General features: G+C 68.9%; 23 protein-coding genes. 5 read left to right on the forward strand and 18 right to left on the reverse strand.

The annotated features are described in order from the left end of the window. Positions 1–6: 6 nt before the first annotated feature. A complete protein-coding gene (locus EV192_RS28780) occupies positions 7–1,200 on the forward strand; it encodes a PQQ-dependent sugar dehydrogenase (RefSeq protein ID WP_132120821.1) in 1,194 nt (397 codons plus the stop codon). On the opposite strand, the gene EV192_RS28785 is transcribed toward EV192_RS28780, so the two are convergent. Further along, complete coding sequence (locus EV192_RS28785; protein ID WP_132120823.1) at positions 1,197–1,769, reverse strand: TetR/AcrR family transcriptional regulator; 573 nt, start codon at positions 1,767–1,769, stop codon at positions 1,197–1,199. The two genes, EV192_RS28780 and EV192_RS28785, sit on opposite strands and share 4 nt — an antisense overlap. A gap of 112 nt (positions 1,770–1,881) precedes the next feature. Here EV192_RS28785 and EV192_RS28790 point away from each other — a divergent pair, with 112 nt between their 5' ends. Further along, positions 1,882–3,441 carry an MDR family MFS transporter gene (locus tag EV192_RS28790; protein WP_243727127.1) on the forward strand — a complete coding sequence of 520 codons (1,560 nt, stop codon included), beginning with the start codon at positions 1,882–1,884 and terminating at the stop codon, positions 3,439–3,441. A gap of 52 nt (positions 3,442–3,493) precedes the next feature. Here EV192_RS28790 and EV192_RS28795 read toward each other — a convergent pair whose 3' ends face one another. The 5 genes from EV192_RS28795 to gatC form a co-directional block, all read right to left on the reverse strand. Next, positions 3,494–4,156: a vWA domain-containing protein gene (locus tag EV192_RS28795; protein WP_132120825.1), complete on the reverse strand. Its 663-nt coding sequence runs from the start codon at positions 4,154–4,156 to the stop codon at positions 3,494–3,496. A gap of 94 nt (positions 4,157–4,250) precedes the next feature. After that, positions 4,251–5,756, reverse strand: a complete 1,506-nt coding sequence (gene gatB, locus EV192_RS28800; RefSeq protein WP_132120827.1) for an Asp-tRNA(Asn)/Glu-tRNA(Gln) amidotransferase subunit GatB — start codon at positions 5,754–5,756, stop codon at positions 4,251–4,253. Further along, positions 5,753–5,950: a hypothetical protein gene (locus EV192_RS28805; protein ID WP_132120829.1), complete on the reverse strand. Its 198-nt coding sequence runs from the start codon at positions 5,948–5,950 to the stop codon at positions 5,753–5,755. Before EV192_RS28805 ends, gatB begins: the two co-directional genes overlap by 4 nt. Next, the gene (gatA, locus tag EV192_RS28810; RefSeq protein WP_132120831.1) at positions 5,950–7,464 is read right to left on the reverse strand and encodes an Asp-tRNA(Asn)/Glu-tRNA(Gln) amidotransferase subunit GatA; all 1,515 of its coding nucleotides are present in this window, start codon (positions 7,462–7,464) and stop codon (positions 5,950–5,952) included. Before gatA ends, EV192_RS28805 begins: the two co-directional genes overlap by 1 nt. After that, positions 7,461–7,760 (reverse strand): Asp-tRNA(Asn)/Glu-tRNA(Gln) amidotransferase subunit GatC, encoded by a 300-nt coding sequence (gene gatC / locus EV192_RS28815; RefSeq protein WP_132120833.1) that lies wholly within the window; start codon positions 7,758–7,760, stop codon positions 7,461–7,463. The genes gatA and gatC overlap by 4 nt, the downstream gene beginning before the upstream one ends. A 215-nt stretch (positions 7,761–7,975) precedes the next feature. Between gatC and EV192_RS28820 the strand changes: the two genes are divergently transcribed. Then, positions 7,976–8,629, forward strand: coding sequence for an ACT domain-containing protein (locus EV192_RS28820; RefSeq protein ID WP_132120835.1), 654 nt, complete (start codon positions 7,976–7,978; stop codon positions 8,627–8,629). Here EV192_RS28820 and EV192_RS28825 read toward each other — a convergent pair. The 11 genes from EV192_RS28825 to EV192_RS28875 form a co-directional block, all read right to left on the reverse strand. Beyond that, a complete protein-coding gene (locus tag EV192_RS28825) occupies positions 8,531–9,676 on the reverse strand; it encodes a glycosyltransferase family 87 protein (protein ID WP_132120837.1) in 1,146 nt (381 codons plus the stop codon). The genes EV192_RS28820 and EV192_RS28825 overlap by 99 nt on opposite strands. Before the next feature lie 38 nt (positions 9,677–9,714). Then, a complete protein-coding gene (locus EV192_RS28830; protein ID WP_132120839.1) occupies positions 9,715–10,404 on the reverse strand; it encodes a 3-keto-alpha-glucoside-1,2-lyase-like domain-containing protein in 690 nt (229 codons plus the stop codon). A 78-nt stretch (positions 10,405–10,482) separates the two neighbouring features. After that, positions 10,483–10,896 (reverse strand): hypothetical protein, encoded by a 414-nt coding sequence (locus EV192_RS28835; protein WP_132120841.1) that lies wholly within the window; start codon positions 10,894–10,896, stop codon positions 10,483–10,485. Beyond that, on the reverse strand, positions 10,893–11,624 hold the full coding sequence (locus tag EV192_RS28840) for a hypothetical protein (RefSeq protein ID WP_132120843.1): 732 nt from the start codon (positions 11,622–11,624) through the stop codon (positions 10,893–10,895). The genes EV192_RS28835 and EV192_RS28840 overlap by 4 nt, the downstream gene beginning before the upstream one ends. Before the next feature lie 4 nt (positions 11,625–11,628). Then, positions 11,629–11,952, reverse strand: coding sequence for a type VII secretion target (locus EV192_RS28845; protein WP_132120845.1), 324 nt, complete (start codon positions 11,950–11,952; stop codon positions 11,629–11,631). A gap of 12 nt (positions 11,953–11,964) precedes the next feature. Next, positions 11,965–12,669: a hypothetical protein gene (locus tag EV192_RS28850; RefSeq protein WP_132120847.1), complete on the reverse strand. Its 705-nt coding sequence runs from the start codon at positions 12,667–12,669 to the stop codon at positions 11,965–11,967. A 94-nt stretch (positions 12,670–12,763) separates the two neighbouring features. Next, complete coding sequence (locus EV192_RS28855) at positions 12,764–13,972, reverse strand: acyl-CoA dehydrogenase family protein (protein WP_132120849.1); 1,209 nt, start codon at positions 13,970–13,972, stop codon at positions 12,764–12,766. Beyond that, positions 13,972–14,961 carry a phosphotransferase family protein gene (locus EV192_RS28860; RefSeq protein ID WP_132120851.1) on the reverse strand — a complete coding sequence of 330 codons (990 nt, stop codon included), beginning with the start codon at positions 14,959–14,961 and terminating at the stop codon, positions 13,972–13,974. The genes EV192_RS28855 and EV192_RS28860 overlap by 1 nt, the downstream gene beginning before the upstream one ends. After that, positions 14,958–15,410: a MaoC family dehydratase gene (locus EV192_RS28865; RefSeq protein ID WP_132120853.1), complete on the reverse strand. Its 453-nt coding sequence runs from the start codon at positions 15,408–15,410 to the stop codon at positions 14,958–14,960. The genes EV192_RS28860 and EV192_RS28865 overlap by 4 nt, the downstream gene beginning before the upstream one ends. 10 nt (positions 15,411–15,420) lie before the next feature. Then, on the reverse strand, positions 15,421–16,176 hold the full coding sequence (fabG, locus tag EV192_RS28870) for a 3-oxoacyl-ACP reductase FabG (protein WP_132120855.1): 756 nt from the start codon (positions 16,174–16,176) through the stop codon (positions 15,421–15,423). Then, the gene (locus EV192_RS28875; RefSeq protein WP_132120857.1) at positions 16,173–16,775 is read right to left on the reverse strand and encodes a TetR/AcrR family transcriptional regulator; all 603 of its coding nucleotides are present in this window, start codon (positions 16,773–16,775) and stop codon (positions 16,173–16,175) included. Before EV192_RS28875 ends, fabG begins: the two co-directional genes overlap by 4 nt. Before the next feature lie 101 nt (positions 16,776–16,876). Here EV192_RS28875 and EV192_RS28880 point away from each other — a divergent pair, with 101 nt between their 5' ends. Then, on the forward strand, positions 16,877–17,662 hold the full coding sequence (locus EV192_RS28880) for an enoyl-CoA hydratase-related protein (RefSeq protein WP_132120859.1): 786 nt from the start codon (positions 16,877–16,879) through the stop codon (positions 17,660–17,662). Between the two features lie 3 nt (positions 17,663–17,665). Here EV192_RS28880 and EV192_RS28885 read toward each other — a convergent pair whose 3' ends face one another. Further along, positions 17,666–18,016: a winged helix-turn-helix transcriptional regulator gene (locus tag EV192_RS28885; RefSeq protein WP_132120861.1), complete on the reverse strand. Its 351-nt coding sequence runs from the start codon at positions 18,014–18,016 to the stop codon at positions 17,666–17,668. Positions 18,017–18,072: 56 nt separating this feature from the next. Here EV192_RS28885 and EV192_RS28890 point away from each other — a divergent pair, with 56 nt between their 5' ends. Further along, positions 18,073–18,882, forward strand: coding sequence for an SDR family oxidoreductase (locus EV192_RS28890; RefSeq protein WP_132120863.1), 810 nt, complete (start codon positions 18,073–18,075; stop codon positions 18,880–18,882). Positions 18,883–18,890 lie beyond the last annotated feature (8 nt).

Raw genomic sequence — 18,890 nt, forward strand, 5'->3', positions numbered from 1 at the left:
GGACATGTGTCACGATCCAGAAGGCGGCTGGCCGCGTACTGCGCGGTCGCGAGCGTCGCGCTCAGCGGCTGCGTCTCGTTCGCCGAGCAGCCACCGCCACAGAGCTGGACGACACAGCCCCCGCTGACCCCGGAGACCGCGCCCAACGACAACGGCGGCGGCAACGGACCGAGTGGCGGAGGCGGCCGGGGAGGCGGTGGTGGCGGTGGCCGTCCACAGCAGTCCACGGTGCCGCCCCCGCAGGGCTGCAAGGACTTCCACGACTCGGTCATCGGCACGTGCATGGACACCATCGACGCGGTGGCACCGTTCCCCAACAGCGACCCGCCGGCCGGGCTGGTCGCCGAACGTCGGTCCGGGCGCGTCATGCAGGTCCGCGCCGGCCAGGACCCGACGCCGGTCACGCGGCTCACCGTGGACGCGGCCACCGACGGCGGCCTGACCGGGCTCACCCTGTCGCCCACGTACGGCGAGGACCAACTGGTCTACGCCTACATCACCACCGCGACGGACAACCGCCTGGTCCGGTTCGCGGCCGGCGACTCGCCCAAACCGATCCTGACCGGCATCCCCCGCGGCCAGACCGGCAACCGCGGCGCACTGACGTTGGATCGGACCGGCGCGCTCCTGCTGGCCACGGGCGACGCGGGCAACCCGGCGCTCGCCGCCGACCCCAAGTCGCTCGCGGGCAAGCTGCTGCGGATCACCGTCCAGGGCAAGGCCGCGCCGGACAACCCGGACCCGTCGTCCTCGGTGATCGCCGCCGGCCTGCACACGCCAGGCGGGCTCTGCGTGGGCACGGACGGCCGCCCCTGGGTGACCGACCGCACGCCGGACAAGGACGCGATCTTCCGCGTCGACCCCGGCAAGCCCCTCGGCAACCCGGCGTGGAGCTGGCCGGACAAACCCGGTGTCGCGGGCTGCGTGGTCGCGCCCACCCTGCTGATGGTGGCCACGTCGACCGCCGGGAACATGCAGAACCTGCCGCTGAACCCGGACGGCGTGGTCACCGGCAAGCCCACCGTCAGCCTGGACGCTCCACCGGACAACTACGGGCGCCTCGGCGGGATGGGCGTGCTCAACGCCGGCATCGCCCTGGCCGGCACGGTCAACAAGAACGGCGGCCAACCCGTCTCCAGCGACGACCGAGCCGTTCTGATCGCCATCAACCCGGCGCTGGGCGGCGCCCAGAAGGACTAAGCGACGGTGTCCCGTTCCGAGGCGTCGATCAAGTCCATGGCGACCTGGAGCGCGGCTTCGAGGCGTTCGTCCAGAGTTGAGTCGGTGTCCTTCAGGGCGAACATGCCGAAGTGCATGATCCCGAGGGACAGCCTGGCGCGCAGTTGGGCGGCCAGGGGGGCGGCCGGGTCGGTGAGGAAGGCGGCCAGGGACTCCATCCGTTCCTGACCGCGCATACCGGCGGCGAGTTCACGCAGTGAGTGCTGGTTCTCGTGGATCAGGCGCATCAGGCGGAACGCGCGGCCGTCGCCCATCGCACGCGCGTACAGACGGACCAGTTCGCGCCGGCTCTCCGGGGTCGGTTCGCGTTCCTTGGTCCACGCGATCAGCTCCTGGATGCCTTCGTCGGCGGCCTGGAAGAGGCTGCTGACGATCTCTTCCTTGGTCTTGAAGTGGTAGTAGAGCGCCGCCTTGGTGACGCCAAGGCGTTCGGCGATCTCTCGCAGCGACGTCTTGTCGTAACCCTGTTCCCCGAACAGCTCCAGGGCCACGTCCTGGATCTTCGAGCGGGTGTCCGACCGTGTGTTCATCGTCACTTCTCCCACTTACTTGACGACCGGCTAGTGGCTAGCTTACCGTACGGCTAGCAAGTTTACTAGCCGGACGGCAAGTAAGGACCGCCTCCTACTGGGGAGAGTACCCGTGACCACCATCGCACCGATCACCGAACGAACCGGAAAAGGCAAGCAGTACACGGTTTTCATAGGGCTGATGATCGGCATCCTGCTGGCGATGCTCGACAACATGATCGTCGGCACCGCGATGCCCACGATCGTCGGCGACCTCGGCGGCCTGAACCACTTCGCGTGGGTGGTCACCGCCTACACCCTGGCCAGCGCCGTCTCCACCCCGATCTGGGGCAAGCTCTCCGACCTGTACGGCCGCAAGGGCATGTTCATGGCGGCCATCGTGGTGTTCCTGATCGGCTCGGCCCTGGCCGGGACGTCGCACTCGATGACCGAACTGATCGCGTGGCGGGGCGTGCAGGGCCTCGGCGCGGGCGGCCTGATGGTCGGCGCCATGGCGATCATGGCCGAGATGGTCTCACCACGGGAACGCGGCAAGGTCCAGGGCCTGTTCGCGGCGGTCATGCCGGTCGCCATGGTCGGCGGCCCGCTGCTCGGCGGCTTCATCACCGACAACCTGGACTGGCGCTGGGCGTTCTACGTGAACCTGCCGCTCGGCGTGATCGCCCTGGCCGTGGTCGGCCTCACCCTCAAGCTGCCCAAGCGCACGAACAAGGCCAAGATCGACTACTGGGGCGCGGGCCTGCTGACCCTGGGCATCGCCAGCCTGGTCCTGCTCGCCACCTGGGGCGGCACCCAGTACGCGTGGGGCTCGTGGCAGATCATCGGCCTGGGTGTGACCACGGTCGCCGCGCTGGCCGCGTTCGCCTGGGTCGAACAGCGCGTCGCCGAGCCGCTGCTGCCGCTGCGCCTGTTCAAGATCCGCAACTTCACACTCGCGTCGGTCCTGGCGTTCATGTCCGGTTTCGCGATGTTCGGCGCGGTCGGGTTCCTGCCGCAGTACCAGCAGATCGTGCAGGGCGCGTCGGCCACCAACAGCGGCCTGCTGTTGCTGCCGATGATGCTCGGCATGCTGGTCGTCTCGAACGTCGTCGGCCAGATCACCAGCCGGACCGGCTACTACCGCACGTTCCCGATGATGGGCATGGCCGCGATGGGCGTCGGCGCGGTCCTGCTGAGCACGCTCGCCATCGACACCAGCTCGTTCACGTCCAGCGTCTACATTCTGATCATCGGCGCCGGCCTCGGTTTCCTGATGGGCACGACGAACCTGATCGCGCAGAACAGCGTGGACATGCGTGACCTCGGGGTAGCCACGAGCACGGCGACGTTCGCCCGGAGCATCGGCGGGTCGCTGGGTGTCGCGGTCCTCGGCTCGATCTTCACCAGCCGCATCCAGGACAGCCTGACCAGCGCCCTGGGCCCGGCCGGATCGCAGCTCACCAGCACCGGCGGTCAGCTGTCGCCGAAGATGATCAGCTCCCTGCCGACCACGGCGCACAACGCCTACCTGAACGGCATCGTCGACGGGATCCAGGGCGTGTTCCTGTGGGGCGCGATCTTCATCGCCCTCGGCTTCGTGGTCTCGTGGTTCGTCAAGTCCGAACCGCTGCGCGACTTCACGGTCGCGTCCTCCTCGGAAGCCAAGCCGGTCCCGGCGATGGCCATGGACTGACGGAGAAGGAACCTGTGGGGCCGCTTTCGGGCGGCCCCACAGGTGTGTTCGCTCACATACTGCGCACGAGCGTGGCGATGACCTCGTCCATCACGACGTCCGCCAGTCCGGTTCCGGCGACGGACGGCACCAGCACGGTCTTGTCCCAGGTGTCGGCGATCTCGTCCCACGGTCCGATTTCCGGGGTGAACAGCACGAGACGCTTGGCGCCCACGCCCATCGGGGAGTCGTCGCCCTGCCACAAGTCCTGGAGGCCGTCCAGCGACCGTGGCACGGACTCGGGATAGCCGCGCGCGCGAACCGACTTCCTGTGACCCAACGGATGCGCCGACGCGTCGGTGAACATGACGATGATCTTGCGCAGGTCCCCGTCGCCGGTGCTCCACGGGGACCGGATGGCCAGCGCCAGCGCCTCCAGGCCGGACTCCGGGACGTCCCCACCGCCGGTCGCCTTCAGCCGTGCCATGAAGGCAGCCAGTCTGTTCTTGTCGCCGGGCAACTGGAGGAAGTCCGTCTGCTCGATGACGTCGCGATCGACGCTGAAGTCGCGGAAGGCCAGGACTTTCACCCGAAGACGGCTGATGTCCATGTCCCGCTCGGCCATCGCCTCGGCCAGCTGTTCGTGGAAGCCCAGCGCGCCTTTCTTCACGGTCTCGATGATCGAGGTCATGCTCGCCGTGACGTCGACGCACAACACGATGTCCACTGCCGTCATGAGCCGAACGTACTGAGGAAGAGCGGTCGCGTGAATCAGCTTTGACACACAGCAGGCACGGCTCCCGTGCTAGAAGCCGTGCCTGCGCTGGGTTCTAGGCGCCGGAACGTTCCAGGACCAGCTCGCGGACCCGCTTGGCGTCCGCCTGGCCTTTGGTGGCCTTCATGACCGCGCCGACGATCGCGCCCGCCGCCTGGACCTTGCCGCTGCGGATCTTCTCCGCGACGTCCGGTTGGGCCGCGAGGGCTTCGTCGACCGCGGCCGTCAGCGCCGAGTCGTCCGACACGACCTTCAGGCCGCGCTTCTCGACGACCTCGCCCGGCTCACCCTCACCGGCGAGCACGCCTTCGACGACCTCACGGGCCAGCTTGTTGGTGAGCGTGCCGTCGCCGACGAGCTTGATCACCTCGGCCACCTGGGCCGGCGTGATCGGCAGGTCGCCCAGGTCCACGCCGCGGGAGTTGGCTTCCTGGGCCAGGTGGCTGACCCACCAGGCGCGGGCCTCCGCCGGGGCCGCGCCCGCTTCCACGGTCGCCGCGATGACGTCCACCGCGCCGACGTTCAGCAGGTCACGCAGCTCCAGGTCGGTGAGGTTCCACTCGGCCTGGATGCGCTTGCGCCGCTCCTCCGGACGCTCCGGCAGCGTGGTCCGCAGCTGCGCCACCCATTCCCGGGACGGCGCGATCGGGACCAGGTCGGGCTCGGGGAAGTACCGGTAGTCCTCGCTGGTCTCCTTGGCACGCCCGGCGGCCGTCGATCCGGTGGACTCGTCGAAGTGCCGGGTCTCCTGGCGGATCGTGCCACCGGCCGCCAGGATCGCACCCTGCCGGCCCATCTCGTGCCGCACGGCCCGTTCGACCGAGCGCAACGAGTTGACGTTCTTGGTCTCCGTCCGGGTGCCGAACTCGGTCGCGTCCTTGGCCATCAGCGACACGTTGGCGTCACAGCGCAACGAGCCCTGATCCATCCGCACGTCGGAGACATCCAAGGCACGCAACAGATCCCGCAACGCGGAGACGTACGAGCGGGCGACCTCGGGCGCACGGGCGCCGGTGCCCACGATCGGCTTGGTGACGATCTCGATCAGCGGCACACCGGCCCGGTTGTAGTCCAGCAGCGAGTGCTCGGCGCCGTGGATCCGGCCGGTGGAACCGCCCACGTGCAAGGACTTCCCGGTGTCCTCCTCCATGTGCGCGCGCTCGATGTCCACGCGCACAACGGTTCCGTCCTCCAGCGTGACGTCCAGCCAGCCGTTGAAGCAGATCGGCTCGTCGTACTGCGAGGTCTGGAAGTTCTTCGGCATGTCCGGGTAGAAGTAGTTCTTCCGGGCGAACCGGCACCACTCGGCGACCTCGCAGTTGAGCGCCAGGCCGATCCGCATCGCGGAGGCCACCGCGACCTCGTTCACCACCGGCAGCGCGCCGGGCAGCCCCAGGCAGGTCGGGCAGACCAGGGTGTTCGGCTCCGCGCCGAACGCCACCGGGCAGCCGCAGAACATCTTGGTGTTGGTGGACAGCTCGACGTGCACCTCAAGCCCCAGCACGGGATCGAAGCGTTCGAGGACCTCGTCGTAGTCCATCAACTCGGCGGTCACAGTCACTTCTCGCCGTCCTTGTCCGCGCGCACCGAGCGGATCGTCAGCAGCACGCCGGTGATCGCGGTGAGGATGCTCGCGGCCGCGTTGACCAGCAGCAGCTTGTCCTTGTCCTGCCGGGCGGTCTGCAACGACTTCACCGCGCTCACCGCGCCGAACACGGACCCGGCCACGCCGAGGATCCCACGCAGCTTCTTCATCAGGACACCTCCAGTTCGGGCACCCGGTTGATCAGCGGGCCGCCGTCGGCAACGTTCCGGGCGACCTCGTAGGCCGCCGCCACCCGGTACATCCGGGCCTCCTGCAGTGCCGGGGCCATGATCTGCAGGCCGACCGGCAGTCCGTCGGTGCCCGACAGCCGGCTGGGCACGCTCATCGCGGGCGTACCGGCCAGGCTCGCCGGGATGGTGCACAGGTCGGCGAGGTACATGGCCATCGGGTCGTCGGTGCGTTCCCCGATCGCGAACGCGGTGGTCGGGGTAGTGGGCGAGACCAGCACGTCCACTTGCTCGAACGCGGCGGCGAAGTCGCGCTTGATCAGCGTGCGGACTTTCTGCGCCGAGCCGTAGTACGCGTCGTAGTAGCCCGACGAGAGCGCGTACGTGCCGATGATGATGCGTCGCTTGACCTCGTCACCGAAGCCCGCTTCACGGGTCATCGACATGACCTCTTCGGCGCTGTGGGCGCCGTCGTCGCCGACGCGCAGGCCGTAGCGCATCGCGTCGAAACGGGCCAGGTTCGACGAGCACTCGCTCGGCGCGATCAGGTAGTACGCCGACAGGCCGTACCCGAAGTGCGGGCACGACACCTCCACGACCTCCGCGCCGAGCGCGCGCAGTTGGTCGACGGCCTCGTCGAAGGACGCCGTCACGCCGGGTTCGTAGCCGTCGCCGGACAGCTCCCTGACCACACCGATCTTCACGCCTTTGAGTGAGCCCAACGCGCCCTCGCGGGCTGCGGCGACCACGCTGGGCACGGGCTCGTTGATGGACGTCGCGTCCAACGGGTCGTGGCCGCCGATGACCTCGTGCAGCAGCGCGGCGTCCAGAACCGTACGGGCGCACGGCCCCGCCTGGTCGAGCGACGAGGAGAACGCGACGAGCCCGTACCGCGACACACCGCCGTACGTGGGCTTCACGCCGACGGTTCCGGTCACCGCAGCGGGCTGGCGGATCGAGCCGCCGGTGTCCGTGCCGATCGCCAGCGCCGACTCGAACGCGGCCAGCGAGGCCGACGAACCGCCGCCGGAGCCGCCCGGCACGCGGGTGAGGTCCCACGGGTTGTGGGTCGGGCCGTACGCCGAGTTCTCCGTGGACGAGCCCATCGCGAACTCGTCCAGGTTGGTCTTGCCGATGATCACGATGCCCGCTTCGAGCATCTTCCGGGTGATCGTGGCGTCGTACGGCGGCTCCCAGTTGGCCAGCATCTTCGAGCCGACGGTGGTGGGCGCGCCCCGCATGGTCACGAGGTCCTTCAGCGCCAGCGGCACGCCGGCGAGCGGCGAGGCGGGCTGCCGGCCGGCGGCCACGTCGTCGTCGACGGCCTGCGCGGCGGCGATCGCGCTCTCCGCGTTGACGTGCAGGAACGCGTGCACGGCCGGTTCGACGTCGGCGATCCGCTCCAGGTGCGCCCGCGCGACCTCGACCGCGGACACCTCCTTGGCCTGGATCTTCGCGGCCAGCTCGGCGGCGGTCAGCCGAAAAAGCTCCGTCACTGTTCTTCTCCCAGGATGCGGGGCACGCGGAAGCGGCCGTCCTCGGCCGCGGGGGCACCGGCGAGCGCCTGCTGCTGGGTCAGCCCAGGACGGACCACGTCCTGGCGGAACACGTTGGTCAACGGCACGGCGTGCGAGGTCGGCGGGACGTCGTCGGCGGCGACCTCGGTGACCTTGGCCACGGCTTCGAGGATCACGTCCAGCTGGCCGGCGAACTTGTCCAGCTCCTGGTCGGTGACCGCGAGCCGGGCGAGCCGGGCCAGGTGTTCGACCTCGGCGCGGGAGATGGTTGGCACTCCACGAACCCCCGGGGGTTTACATTTCGTCTGGGACCTGGTGAGTCTATGGCGAAGCCCGCCGGAGTCCCGACTGGGTTATCCGCGGGTGCGTTGTTCTTAACGCCACGGACTCGGACGCCTACTCCTTGGGGTACGTGCCCATCTGCGAGAATCGGCGCCCGGCACAGGGTGCGGACGGCAGGGTTCCGCGCACGACGCAGGAGGCGTTCGCCTTGTCCTTCCTGATCCGGGTGCAACTCCCGGACAGCCCGGGAACACTGGGCGCGGTGGCGACCGCGCTCGGCAGGATCGGCGCCGACATCCTCAGCGTGGACGTGGTCGAGCGGGGCGGTGGCGTCGCCGTGGACGACCTGGTCGTCGAACTGCCGTCCGGGCGGCTGCCGGACATGCTGATCACCGCCGCCGAGTCGATCGACGGTGTGGAGGTCGACGCCGTCCGCCCGTACGCGGGCGTCCTGGACACCCACCGCGAGCTCGAACTGGTGGAGGAGGTCGCGGCCGAGCCACGGGACGGCATCCAGACGTTCACCGACGGTGTGCCGAAGATCATCCGAGCGGGGTGGGCGGTGGTGGTGGCGAGCGACCCGAGCGGCTCGCAGACGTTGGCCGCGTCCCCGGCGGCCCCCCAGATCGCCAGCATCGACCTGCCGTTCATGCCGTTGGCCAAGGCGACCGTGCTGGACGGCGAGGAGTCCTGGGTGCCGGCGACCTGGCAGGAACTGGGCACCGAGCTCGCCGCGACCCCGTTGGGCAAGCCGGACCGGGTGCTACTGGTGGGCCGTCCGGGCGGACCCATGTTCCGCGCCGCCGAGGTCGCCCGGCTCGCGCACCTCGCCGGGATCATCGCGGTCGTGCTGGACGGTTAGCACGACCCACCAGCTCACCAGCACGAAGCAGTACAGCGACTGCCCGATGCGGTCGACCAGGCTGTCGCCCTTCCACAGGTGCATGCCCCACTCGACGCCGATCAGCGGCAGTGTGAGCAGAAACGCAGCGGTGGCGAACCGGCGGCGCATTAACACGGCGAACACGCCTGGGAAGCAAAGCACCAGGTAGTTGTGCCAAGCGATCGGCGACAGCAGCAGGGTCGCGGCCGTGAGCGCCCAGAGGTTCGTGGTGCGGCGGAGCGTGTAGCCGACGGCAGCCGCGCCCAGCAGGAAGCCGAGCCAGGCGGGGCCGCCGAGCCTCGCGACGAGACTTGGCAGCGAGGCGTTGTCGCCGAACGTGCTCAGCCCCTCCGTCCGCACGACGCTCAGCCAGCGCACGGTGGTCGCGGGCCCGGCGACGACCATTCCGACGACGGTCGCCGCCAGAACGCCGACAATCGCTGCTTTGACTGTCCGCCATTGGCGCTGTACCAGGGGCAACAGCAGCAATGGCGCCAGCGTCGGTTTGAGGGCGACGACCAAGCCCAGGTAGACACCGGCTTGGGCGAGGTGGCCGCGTCGGGTCGCCAGCCACGACAGGGTCAGCCCGGCCAGCAGCACGCCGTACACCTGACCGACCGCGACCGTGCCCATGAACGGTGACGACAGGGCCATCGCGGCCACCGCGAGCCACTTCGCCCGAGGTGACACGTCGAGTTCCCGGGCCACCAGCAACGCCGAGCCGAGGACGAGGACAGCCGTCACGGCGCTGAAGACCCAGTACGCCGCCAACGGCTTCAGCAGGCCCAACGGGGCGAACAGGACCGTCCACACTGGCGGGTTGAGGTTGACCAGTTTGGCGCCGGTGTCGTAGATGGATCCGCCGTGCAGCAAGGCGACCGCGGACCGGTGGAACGTGTCCAGGTCCGCGTGCCACAGGACATCCGTGGACACGATCCGGGCGACGTTCGCGCTGCCGTAGGCGACCAGGAACCAGATCGTCACCATGGCCGCTGTCGCCGCGCCCACCCAGAGCAGCACCCGCACGCCACCGGACACTACTGGTGGCGTGCGGGCGGCACTGATCAGGTGGTGATGAACTCGCCAGGTTTCGTGACGACCGGGGACTCCAGGTAGAGGCCCTTGTACTCGTCGTTGATGCCCTTGTTGTGGATCTGGATGGCGAGTGGGCCGACCCGGCCGGCCGTTTTGTCGGTGAACCTGAGGACTTCGGTCGCCTTGCACGTGGTGGCCTTGTCCGGCAACGGGCAGCACGCCATCCGGGCCACCCCGGTGGTCTGGTCGGCGATCAGCTCGCACTGCGCCCATTTCTTCACGTCGAACTTGGTGTGCGGGAACTGTTTGAACAGGCTGCCGCCGCCGTTGTTGTGGCCCGGCCGGTAGTCCCAGTGGCCGCCGTTCGGCGGCTGGAACTGGATGGCGCTCAACGCGTCGCGGATCGGCGCGGTGGTGCCCCAGATCAGCACGGTCGGCGCGTGGTTGCCTTTGACCTGCCGGACGTTGAAGATCCACCGGAAGGTCCCGGCCTGCTGCTTGGTGTAGTAGACCCAGCCGCGCGCGGTGCCGTTGGCGTGGATCGCGCCGTTCTGCACCTTGAACTGGCCGTCCGCGGCCTGGGTCCAGCCGTCCAGGGTTTTGCCGTCGAACATCGACACCAGGTTGGGGTCCCCGTACGGGTTCGGGTCGGCGCTGGCCGGCAGGGCAGTGGTGGCCAGCAGGGCGATCCCGGCCGCGATTGTCCAGAGTGGACGCATTACTCCTCCGTCCTTGAGTCGAAATGAAAACGTTTACAAGGGCGGCGGTATTGAAGCTACGGTGACTTCAGGTCACCGTCAAGAGGCGGATACCCGGACCAGGCCGGAAACCGTGAGGAAAGCGGCGATCGCCACGTAAGCGGTCAGCGCCACCGGAACCGTGGCGTCACCGGCGGACACCGTCGGGATCAGGCCGATCAGGCACACCATGCCGGCGAGGAACGCCCCCGAACGAGCCGCCTTCGCGCGCGGCACCGCGATGTTCACGTCGACGTACCCGTTCACGACCAGCCTGCGCACCCACAACAACAGACCGGCCAGCGCGAGCAGCGCGGCGGCACAGACGACCAACTGCACCAGCCGCCAGCCATGCGTCGCGGTGGCGGGAACCGCCACCGCGACGATGAGCACAGCGGACACCCCGAACAGCACCGGCATGGCCGTGCAGAACGCGCGCAGCCTCGGCTGCGCCGGCCGCCAGTCCGGGTTCACTCCTTCGGCTTCCAGCCGCCGTTGTCGCCGGTGGTGGCGGGCGGCCACTGGCCGTTGGCGAACGCGCTGTCGGTGGTGGCGACCTGCTCCAGCTTGGCCCGCTGGGTCTGCAACGCGTTCACGAACGTGGTGGTCAGGTTCACCGTCTGGGCGATCACCGCGATCGAGGCGGTGACCGCGGCGATGATCGACGGGATGGCGGCCACGACGGTCGCGGCGCCGATCGCGCACAGCACCATCGCGCCCACGTAGATCAGGACCGCGGCGAGCAGGCCGTTCCAGAACGAGTCGAGCGCGTTGGCGATCTCGTTCAGGACGTTCTGTACGCTCTCCGCCTGCGTCTTCACCGACGCGAGCGCCTTGCCCTGGCCGGTGATCGAGTCCTTGTAGGAGTCGGCCGCCTTGCCCTGCCACTCGTTGTCGGTCTTGAGCTGCTCCGGCGCCAGCAGCCCGGCCTGGGTGCTGGCCCGGCCGCCGATGTCGGTGTTCCACGACTGGCCGGCGATCCGCAGCGCGTCCGCGGATCCCCGCTGGGTGAACGGTTTGGCCACCGCCTCGAAGAACTCGCCCACCTTGTTCGCGAGCTTGTTGAACCATTCCTTCAACTTGTCGCAGAGGAATCCCGGCAACCAGTCCAGCACGGAGTTCACGCCGCTCTGAATGTCGTTCCAGGTGTTCCTGATCCGGTTGACGGCGTCCGCCGTCTGCTGCGCCGCTTCCGCTGACATCAGGTCACCGTCCCGTCTGGTTCATCACGTTCGAGGTGTGCTGTTCGTTCTGCTCGTACCAGTCCGCGGCGGTCCGCAGCGAAGTGGCGACCTTGTCGAACTCCGTCTGCGCGCCGGTCAGCAGATGCGCCATCCGCTGCTGGACCTGCTGGTACGCGCCAACAACGCCCTGCTGTTCGGCGGCCCAGCCGAACTGGTCGGCGGTCAGCACGACGTTCTGCGCGGCAGTGGCCGACGCCTGCATCTCGTCCGACGCGTGGGTCCACACACCCGCGTCGGATCGCATCGCCTCAAGGGCGACCTTGAGCTCGTCCTGTGTCGGTGCCATCGTTTCCTCCCCCTAGGCCAGACCGAGTTGACGTACGAAGGCCTGCGGATCGCTCACCAGTTCCTGCAGCCGCGCGATCGACGGCGGCACAGGCACCTGCTGGGAACGTGCCCGGTCACCCTCGCGCTGCGCCTGCTGCAACGCGCTCAGGATCTCCGAGGACACCTCGGTGTAGCGCGCGGACCTCGCCCAGTCGGCGTCGATGGTGATCCCGGTGATCCGGCCGGCGGACATGTGGACCACCACCGTCTTGTTCGGCCCGGTGCCGTCCGTCGGGGTGTTCAGCGCGCGTTTGGTCGCGGCGGCGTACACGTCCAGCTCGCGGTAGAAGTTCGCCGCCAACTCCTGGATCTCCGCGACGGTCTGCCGGGCCACCGGACTGGACGGGCTGCCGCCCGCGTCCTGCGCGTCCGCCCGGTGGGTCACGACGGGCTGCTCGTCGAACTGGATCCGGTCGGCCTCGGCGCTGACGTACCGCATGGTCGCGTCGTCGAACGCCTCGGTGACCCGTCTGCCCAGCTCGTCCGGGGTCATCGACTCGTCCCAGTCCGCCGGGATCACGACCGAACCGGCGATCCCCGCGGAGTCCAGGACAACCCGGACGGTCTCCGCTGTGTCCGCGCCCGCGAACTGCTCGTCGGAACCGTCGTTCGTCGAGGTCGCGGCTTCCTCGGCGTACTCCTCGTTGAAGCGGCGCAGCCACTCGTCACTGGACATTCACGTACTTCCTCCCGGCCAACTGGCACCGACCGTAGCGTGGATCAAGAACCAGCGCAGGGATACGCGAACATCCGAATGTGAATCGTCCGATTCAGAGGTATTTGGCCAGCTCGCGGCGGGCCAACGATCGCTTGTGGACCTCGTCCGGGCCGTCGGCCAGCCGCAGCGTGCGGGCGTGCGCCCACAGCCCGGCCAGTGGGAAGTCCTGGCTGACGCCGCCGGCGCCGTGCGCCTGGATCGCCTTGTCCAGGATCCCCTCGACCGCCTTCGGGGTGGCGATCTTGATGGCCTGGATCTCGGTGTGCGCGCCCTGGTTGCCGACGGTGTCCATCAGCCACGCGGTCTTCAGCACCAGCAGCCGCAACTGTTCGATCTGGACCCGGGCCTCGGCGATCCAGTCCTGCACGACGCCCTGCTGGGCGATGGCCTTGCCGAACGCCGTCCGGGACGTGGTCCGCCGGCACATCAGCTCGATGGCACGCTCCGCCATGCCGATCAGGCGCATGCAGTGGTGGATCCGGCCAGGGCCGAGCCGGGCCTGGGCGATCGCGAAGCCGCCGCCCTGGGTGCCGACCAGGTTCTCGACCGGGACGCGGACGTCGGTGAACTCGACCTCCGCGTGTCCGCCGTGGTCGCCGTCGGTGTAGCCGAACACGTGCATGCCGCGCTTGATGTCCATGCCGGGCGTGCCGCGCGGGACGAGCACCATGCTCTGCTGGCGGCGCGGCTCGCCGTCCGGGTCGGTCTTGCCCATCACGATGAAGATCTGACAGCGCGGGTTCATCGCGCCGGAGATGAACCACTTGCGGCCGTTGATCACGTAGTCGCCGCCGTCGCGGTCGATCCGGGTGGCGATGTTACGGGCGTCCGACGAGGCCACGTCCGGTTCGGTCATCGCGAACGCGGACCGGATCTCGCCGTCCAGCAACGGGCGCAGCCACTGCTTCCGCTGCTGCTCGGTGCCGAACATGGCAAGGACCTCCATGTTGCCGGTGTCCGGCGCGGCACAGTTCAACGCCGTCGGCGCGAGGTGCGGGCTGCGGCCGGTGATCTCGGCGAGCGGCGCGTACTGCAGGTTGGTCAGGCCGCCGCCGTGCTCGCCGGGCAGGAAGAAGTTCCACAGGCCGCGCTTGCGGGCCTCGGCCTTCAGGTCCTCCAGCACCGGGACGGTCGACCACTCGTCGTCCCGTTCGGCGAGCTGCCGCTCGAACACGGGCTCGGCCGGGTAGACGTGCTCCGCCATGAAACTGTTGAGCTGCCCGCGCAGATCCTCGGTGCGCGCGTCGTAGCCGAAGTCCATCAGTTCTCCTTGAGCGTGGCGTTGCCTTGCGCGACAACGGGTTCGGTGAGCGAGCCGACCATCTCGAAGCCCTTGCCCACGGTCTTGCCCTGGCTGAACCGGAAGTAGATGCCCTCGGTGATCACCGCGAGCTTGAAGAACGAGAACGCGATGTACCAGTCCAACGCGGACACGTCCCGGCCGGACCGCTCGGCGTACCGGGCGATCACCTCGTCCACCCCCGGATACCCGGGTGCGCTGCTGACGTTGGCGATCACCGAGTCGTCCGGGGCGTCGCGGGTGGCGTACGCGACCATCAGGCCGACGTCGGCCAGCGGGTCGCCGAGGGTGGACATCTCCCAGTCCAGCACCGCGTTGATCTTGTCGTTCAGCACCAGCGTGTTGTCCAGGCGGTAGTCGCCGTGCACGATCGTCGCGTCGGCCGACGTCGGAATCCGGGCGGCGAGCCGGTCGTGCAGCCGGTCGATGCCTTCGAGGTCACGGCTGCGGGAGGCGTCGAGCTGCTTGCCCCACCGACGCAGCTGGCGTTCCAGGTAGCCGGCCGGGCGGCCGAAGTCCGCCAGCCCGACCGTTTCGTAGTCGACCGCGTGCAGGTCGGCCAACGTGTCCACAAGGGACATGGCGATGCCGCGGGTCCGTTCCGGGCCGAGCCCGGCCACCTCGGTCCGGCTGCGGTACGGAACGCCAGCCATGAACTCCATCACGTAGAAGGGCGCGCCCAGAACCTCGGTGTCCTCGCACAGGAACACCGTGCCGGGGACGGGGACAGCCGTGTCCTTCAACGCGGTGATGACCCGGTACTCGCGGACCATGTCGTGCGCGGTCGGCAACACGTGCCCGAGCGGCGGCCTGCGGACGACCCATTTGTCGGTGCCGTCGGTCACCACGTACGTCAGGTTGGACCGGCCGCCTTCGACGAGTTCGGCCCGCAGCGGACCGTCGCCGAGCCGGCCACGGAGTTTGTCCAGATCCAGGCCCGGCAGGCTCATGGGATGATCCGGCTGACGGTCTCGGCGACACACCCGGGCTTGTCGCTGCCTTCGATCTCCACCGTGAACTTCGTGATGGCCTGCTTGCCACCGGGCACGTCGGTGATGTCGAGCAGCTCGGCCGAGCCACGGACCCGGGCGCCGACCTTGACCGGGGCCGGGAACCGGACCTTGTTCAGGCCGTAGTTGACCACCATGGTCACGTTCTCGACCCGGTAGATGTCCTTGGCCAGCACCGGAATCAGCGACAGCGACATGTAGCCGTGCGCGATCGTGGAGCCGAACGGGCCCGCCTTGGCGCGTTCGGAGTCCAGGTGGATCCACTGGTGGTCGCCGGTGGCGTCGGCGAACAGCTGCACGGCGTCCTGCGTCACCTCACGCCACTCGCCGACACCCAGGTGTTCGCCCTTGGCCGCGGCCAGTTCGTCGACGTCCTTGAAGACTCGCATGGTGTCCCTTTCAGTCCGTCGGCCCACCGGCCGCGTACACGACCTGGCCGGAGATGAACGACGCGCCCTCGCTGACGAAGAACGACACCAGGTGCGCGATGTCCTCCGGCTGCCCGACCCGGCCGACCGGGATCGCCGCGGCCGCGCCGGCCTTGAAGTCCTCGAACGAGACCCCGATCCGTTCGGCGGTCGCCGCGGTCATCTCGGTGGCGATGAAGCCGGGCGCGATCGCGTTCACCGTCACGCCGAACTTGCCCAGCTCGATCGCGAGGGTCTTGGTGAAGCCCTGCAGGCCGGCCTTTGCCGCGGAGTAGTTGGCCTGGCCGCGGTTGCCGAGCGCGGACGTGCTCGACAGGTTGACGATCCGGCCCCACTTCTGCTCGGTCATGTGCTTCTGCACCGCCCGGCTCATCACGAACGAGCCGCGCAGGTGCACGCCGATGACCGAGTCCCAGTCGCCGTCGGTCATCTTGAACAGCAGGTTGTCCCGGGTGATGCCGGCGTTGTTGACCAGCACGGTCGGCGCGCCGAGTTCCTCCGCGACCTGGGCCACGGCCGTCTCCACCCGGTCGGTGTCGCTGACGTCCACGCTCAGCCCGATGGCCTTGCCGCTGTCGGCCGTGATCGCCGCCGCGCCCTCCTTGACGCCGGCCTCGTCCAGGTCGAACAGGGCGACCGCGAACCCGTCGCCGGCCAGCCCGCGCGCGACGGCAGCCCCGATACCGCGCGCGGCGCCGGTGACGATCGCGACCTTCGAGTGGGTCATCGGGTCTCCTCTTTCACTGAGCTGAGCAGCAGGTTGGCGTAGTGGGTGGCGATGTCCCTCGCCGACAGCGGGCCGCCCCGGCGGTACCAGATGCCGAGGTGGTGCACGGCCCCGAAGAAGTAGTCGACGACCAGGTCGGCGGGCACGTCCGCACGGAACAGGCCGTCCCGCTGGCCTTCCTCGACGATGCCGCGGAACCGTTCGTGGTAGCGGCGGCGCTCGGCCCGCACCGCCCGTTGTTTGGCTGGGCTGAGGTGGTGCATGGACTGGTAGAAGATGCGCACGTCATCGAGGTTCTCGATGGTCGTGACGACCACGTCCGCGGCGGCGTCGGCGAGCCTCGCGGGCGCCGGTGCCTCGCCGGCGGCGAACTTCTCCAGCCGGTCGATCTGCTCCCGCAGCACCCGGGCGTAGATCTCGTGCAGCAGGTCGTCCTTCGACCCGAAGTAGTGGTACATCGCGCCCTTGGTGACCCCGGCGGCCTCCACGATCTCCTGCACGGACGTGCGGTCGAAGCCCTGCTTGGCGAACAGCCGGGTGGCCTCGGCGAGCAGCCGCTCGTCCACACCGGACGCGGCAGCCGTCGGCCTGCGAACCATGATCGAGCCCCTCCCGTTCCTTCAGGCGCCGCAAGCATACCGCGCGGTATGTCACCGGCAAGTCTCGACGTGGGCTAAGCAACCGCTTAGCATGTCGAAGCATGGCCGAAGGTGTGCGTTCCACCATCGACGGCACGGTCGCGACCGTGACCTTCGACAACCCCGAGCGGCACAACGCGATGAACATGGACATGGAGATCGCGTACGGCACGCTCCTGCGCGACCTCGAACAGGACCCAGCGGTCCGCGCCATCGTGGTCACCGGCGCCGGGAACCACTTCTGCCCAGGAGCCGACCTGGGCCTGCTCGCCGGGATTCCCGGCGCCCAGGACGTCGGCCCGCACCTCGACATGGTCGGCCACGTCCAGGCGGCGGCGTTCATCGGGAAGCCCGTGGTCGCGGCCGTCAACGGCGGCTGCGCCGGCCTCGGCTTCGTGATCGCCTGCACCGCGGACGTCCGGTTCGCGGCGGCCGGCGCCAAGTTCGCCACCTCCTTCGCCCGCCGCGGCCTGATCGCCGAATACGGCCTGGCCCGGCTCCTGCCCGATCTGATCGGCCGCGGTCGGGCCACGGATCTTCTGCTGACCGGCCGTACCTTCACCGCGGAGGACGCGCTGGCCTACGGTCTGGTCCAGGAAGTCCTGCCCTTCGACGACCTGTTGTCCCGGGCCAATGCCTACGCCCGGGAACTGGCGACCTACAGCGCCCCCAGGTCGATGGCGGTGATGAAACGCCAACTCCGCGACGAAGCCACCCTGCCGCTGGCGGAATCCGGCAAGCGGGCGACCGAGCTCATGCTCGAGTCGTTCACCCACCCGGAACTGGCCGAAGGCCTGGCGAGCTGGTCCGAGCGCCGCCCACCCGGCTTTCCGCCCTACCCTCAGTAATCGTCAGGCCGGGTTCTCGTCGCCCCAACGCAGCATCGCGTACAGCACGTCCTGCAAACTACGGCCTTTCCCCGTCAGCTCGTACACCACGCGTGGCGGGATCTCGGCGTAAACCGTCCTGGTGAGCACGCCCTGATGCTCCAGCGCGCGCAGTCGATCGGTCAGCGTCTTCGCACTCGGGTCGCCCAGCGCGGCCCGTAGTTCACCGAAGCGCTTCGGGCCCATCAGCAGTTCACGCACGACCAGGGTCGTCCACTTGCCGTCCAGCACCTGCAAGGTGCGCGCGACACCGCAGTCACGGCGCGCCGCCTGCAGGAGCTCCGGACGAACGCCCTGATCAATGCCGGTTTCCATGCTGAAACTATGCCACATTCTGGGTACTACTTCACAGGGGAAACTAATTTGAGTTCATGAAGCCCCAAACCGTTGCGGTCCATGGTGCGACCGGTGCCCAAGGCCGTCCTGTCGTTCGTCAGCTCGTGGCGAACGGGCATCAAGTGCGGGCCATCACCCGTCGTATCGCCGACCTGGCCGACGTCGACGCGCTGACCGAGGCGTACCGCGATGTCGACACCGTCGTCCTCCAAATGCCCCTCGCCTTCGACGACACCCCACTGCGTCAGGCCGAATCCGTTCTCGCCGCGCTCGGCAAGGCAGGCGTGCCATGCGTCGTGTTCAACACCAGCGGAGTCCTCCCCGAGGCCCAAGTGGGCGTGCCCTTCGTCGACGCCCGCGTGCGGCTGCGCACCGAACTGCCGACGGTCGTCGACACAGTCGCAGTGCTGGCACCTGCGGCCTTCTACCTGGAGAACCTCTGCGGCGCCTGGTCCGCGTCCCTGGTGGCGGCGGGCGAAGTCCGCTACCCGATGCCCGCCGAAGCGCCGATCCCATGGGTCGCGGCCGACGACGTCGCCGCGGTGATCACCGAACTCGTGGGCGCCACAGACCCCACGCCGGCCCAGGTGGTGGCAGGACCGGAGGACTTGGCCGGCACGGACGTAGCCGCCCGCCTGTCCACGGTCCTCAAGCGAACCGTTCAGTGGCGGACCATCACCCCGGCCGAATACAAGGACATGATCAGCCCGCACGTCGGACCTGTCACAGCCGCGGGCATCGCCGCCGGCTACGAGACACCCGCGTCGGAGCCGGATCCCACGCTGGTCCGTCGAGGCACGACCACAGTGGACACCTGGGCCGCCCGGCAGAACTGGTCGGCATAACCAGCCAG

It is taken from the genome of Actinocrispum wychmicini, from assembly GCF_004345645.1.
Lineage (GTDB): Bacteria > Actinomycetota > Actinomycetes > Mycobacteriales > Pseudonocardiaceae > Kibdelosporangium > Kibdelosporangium wychmicini.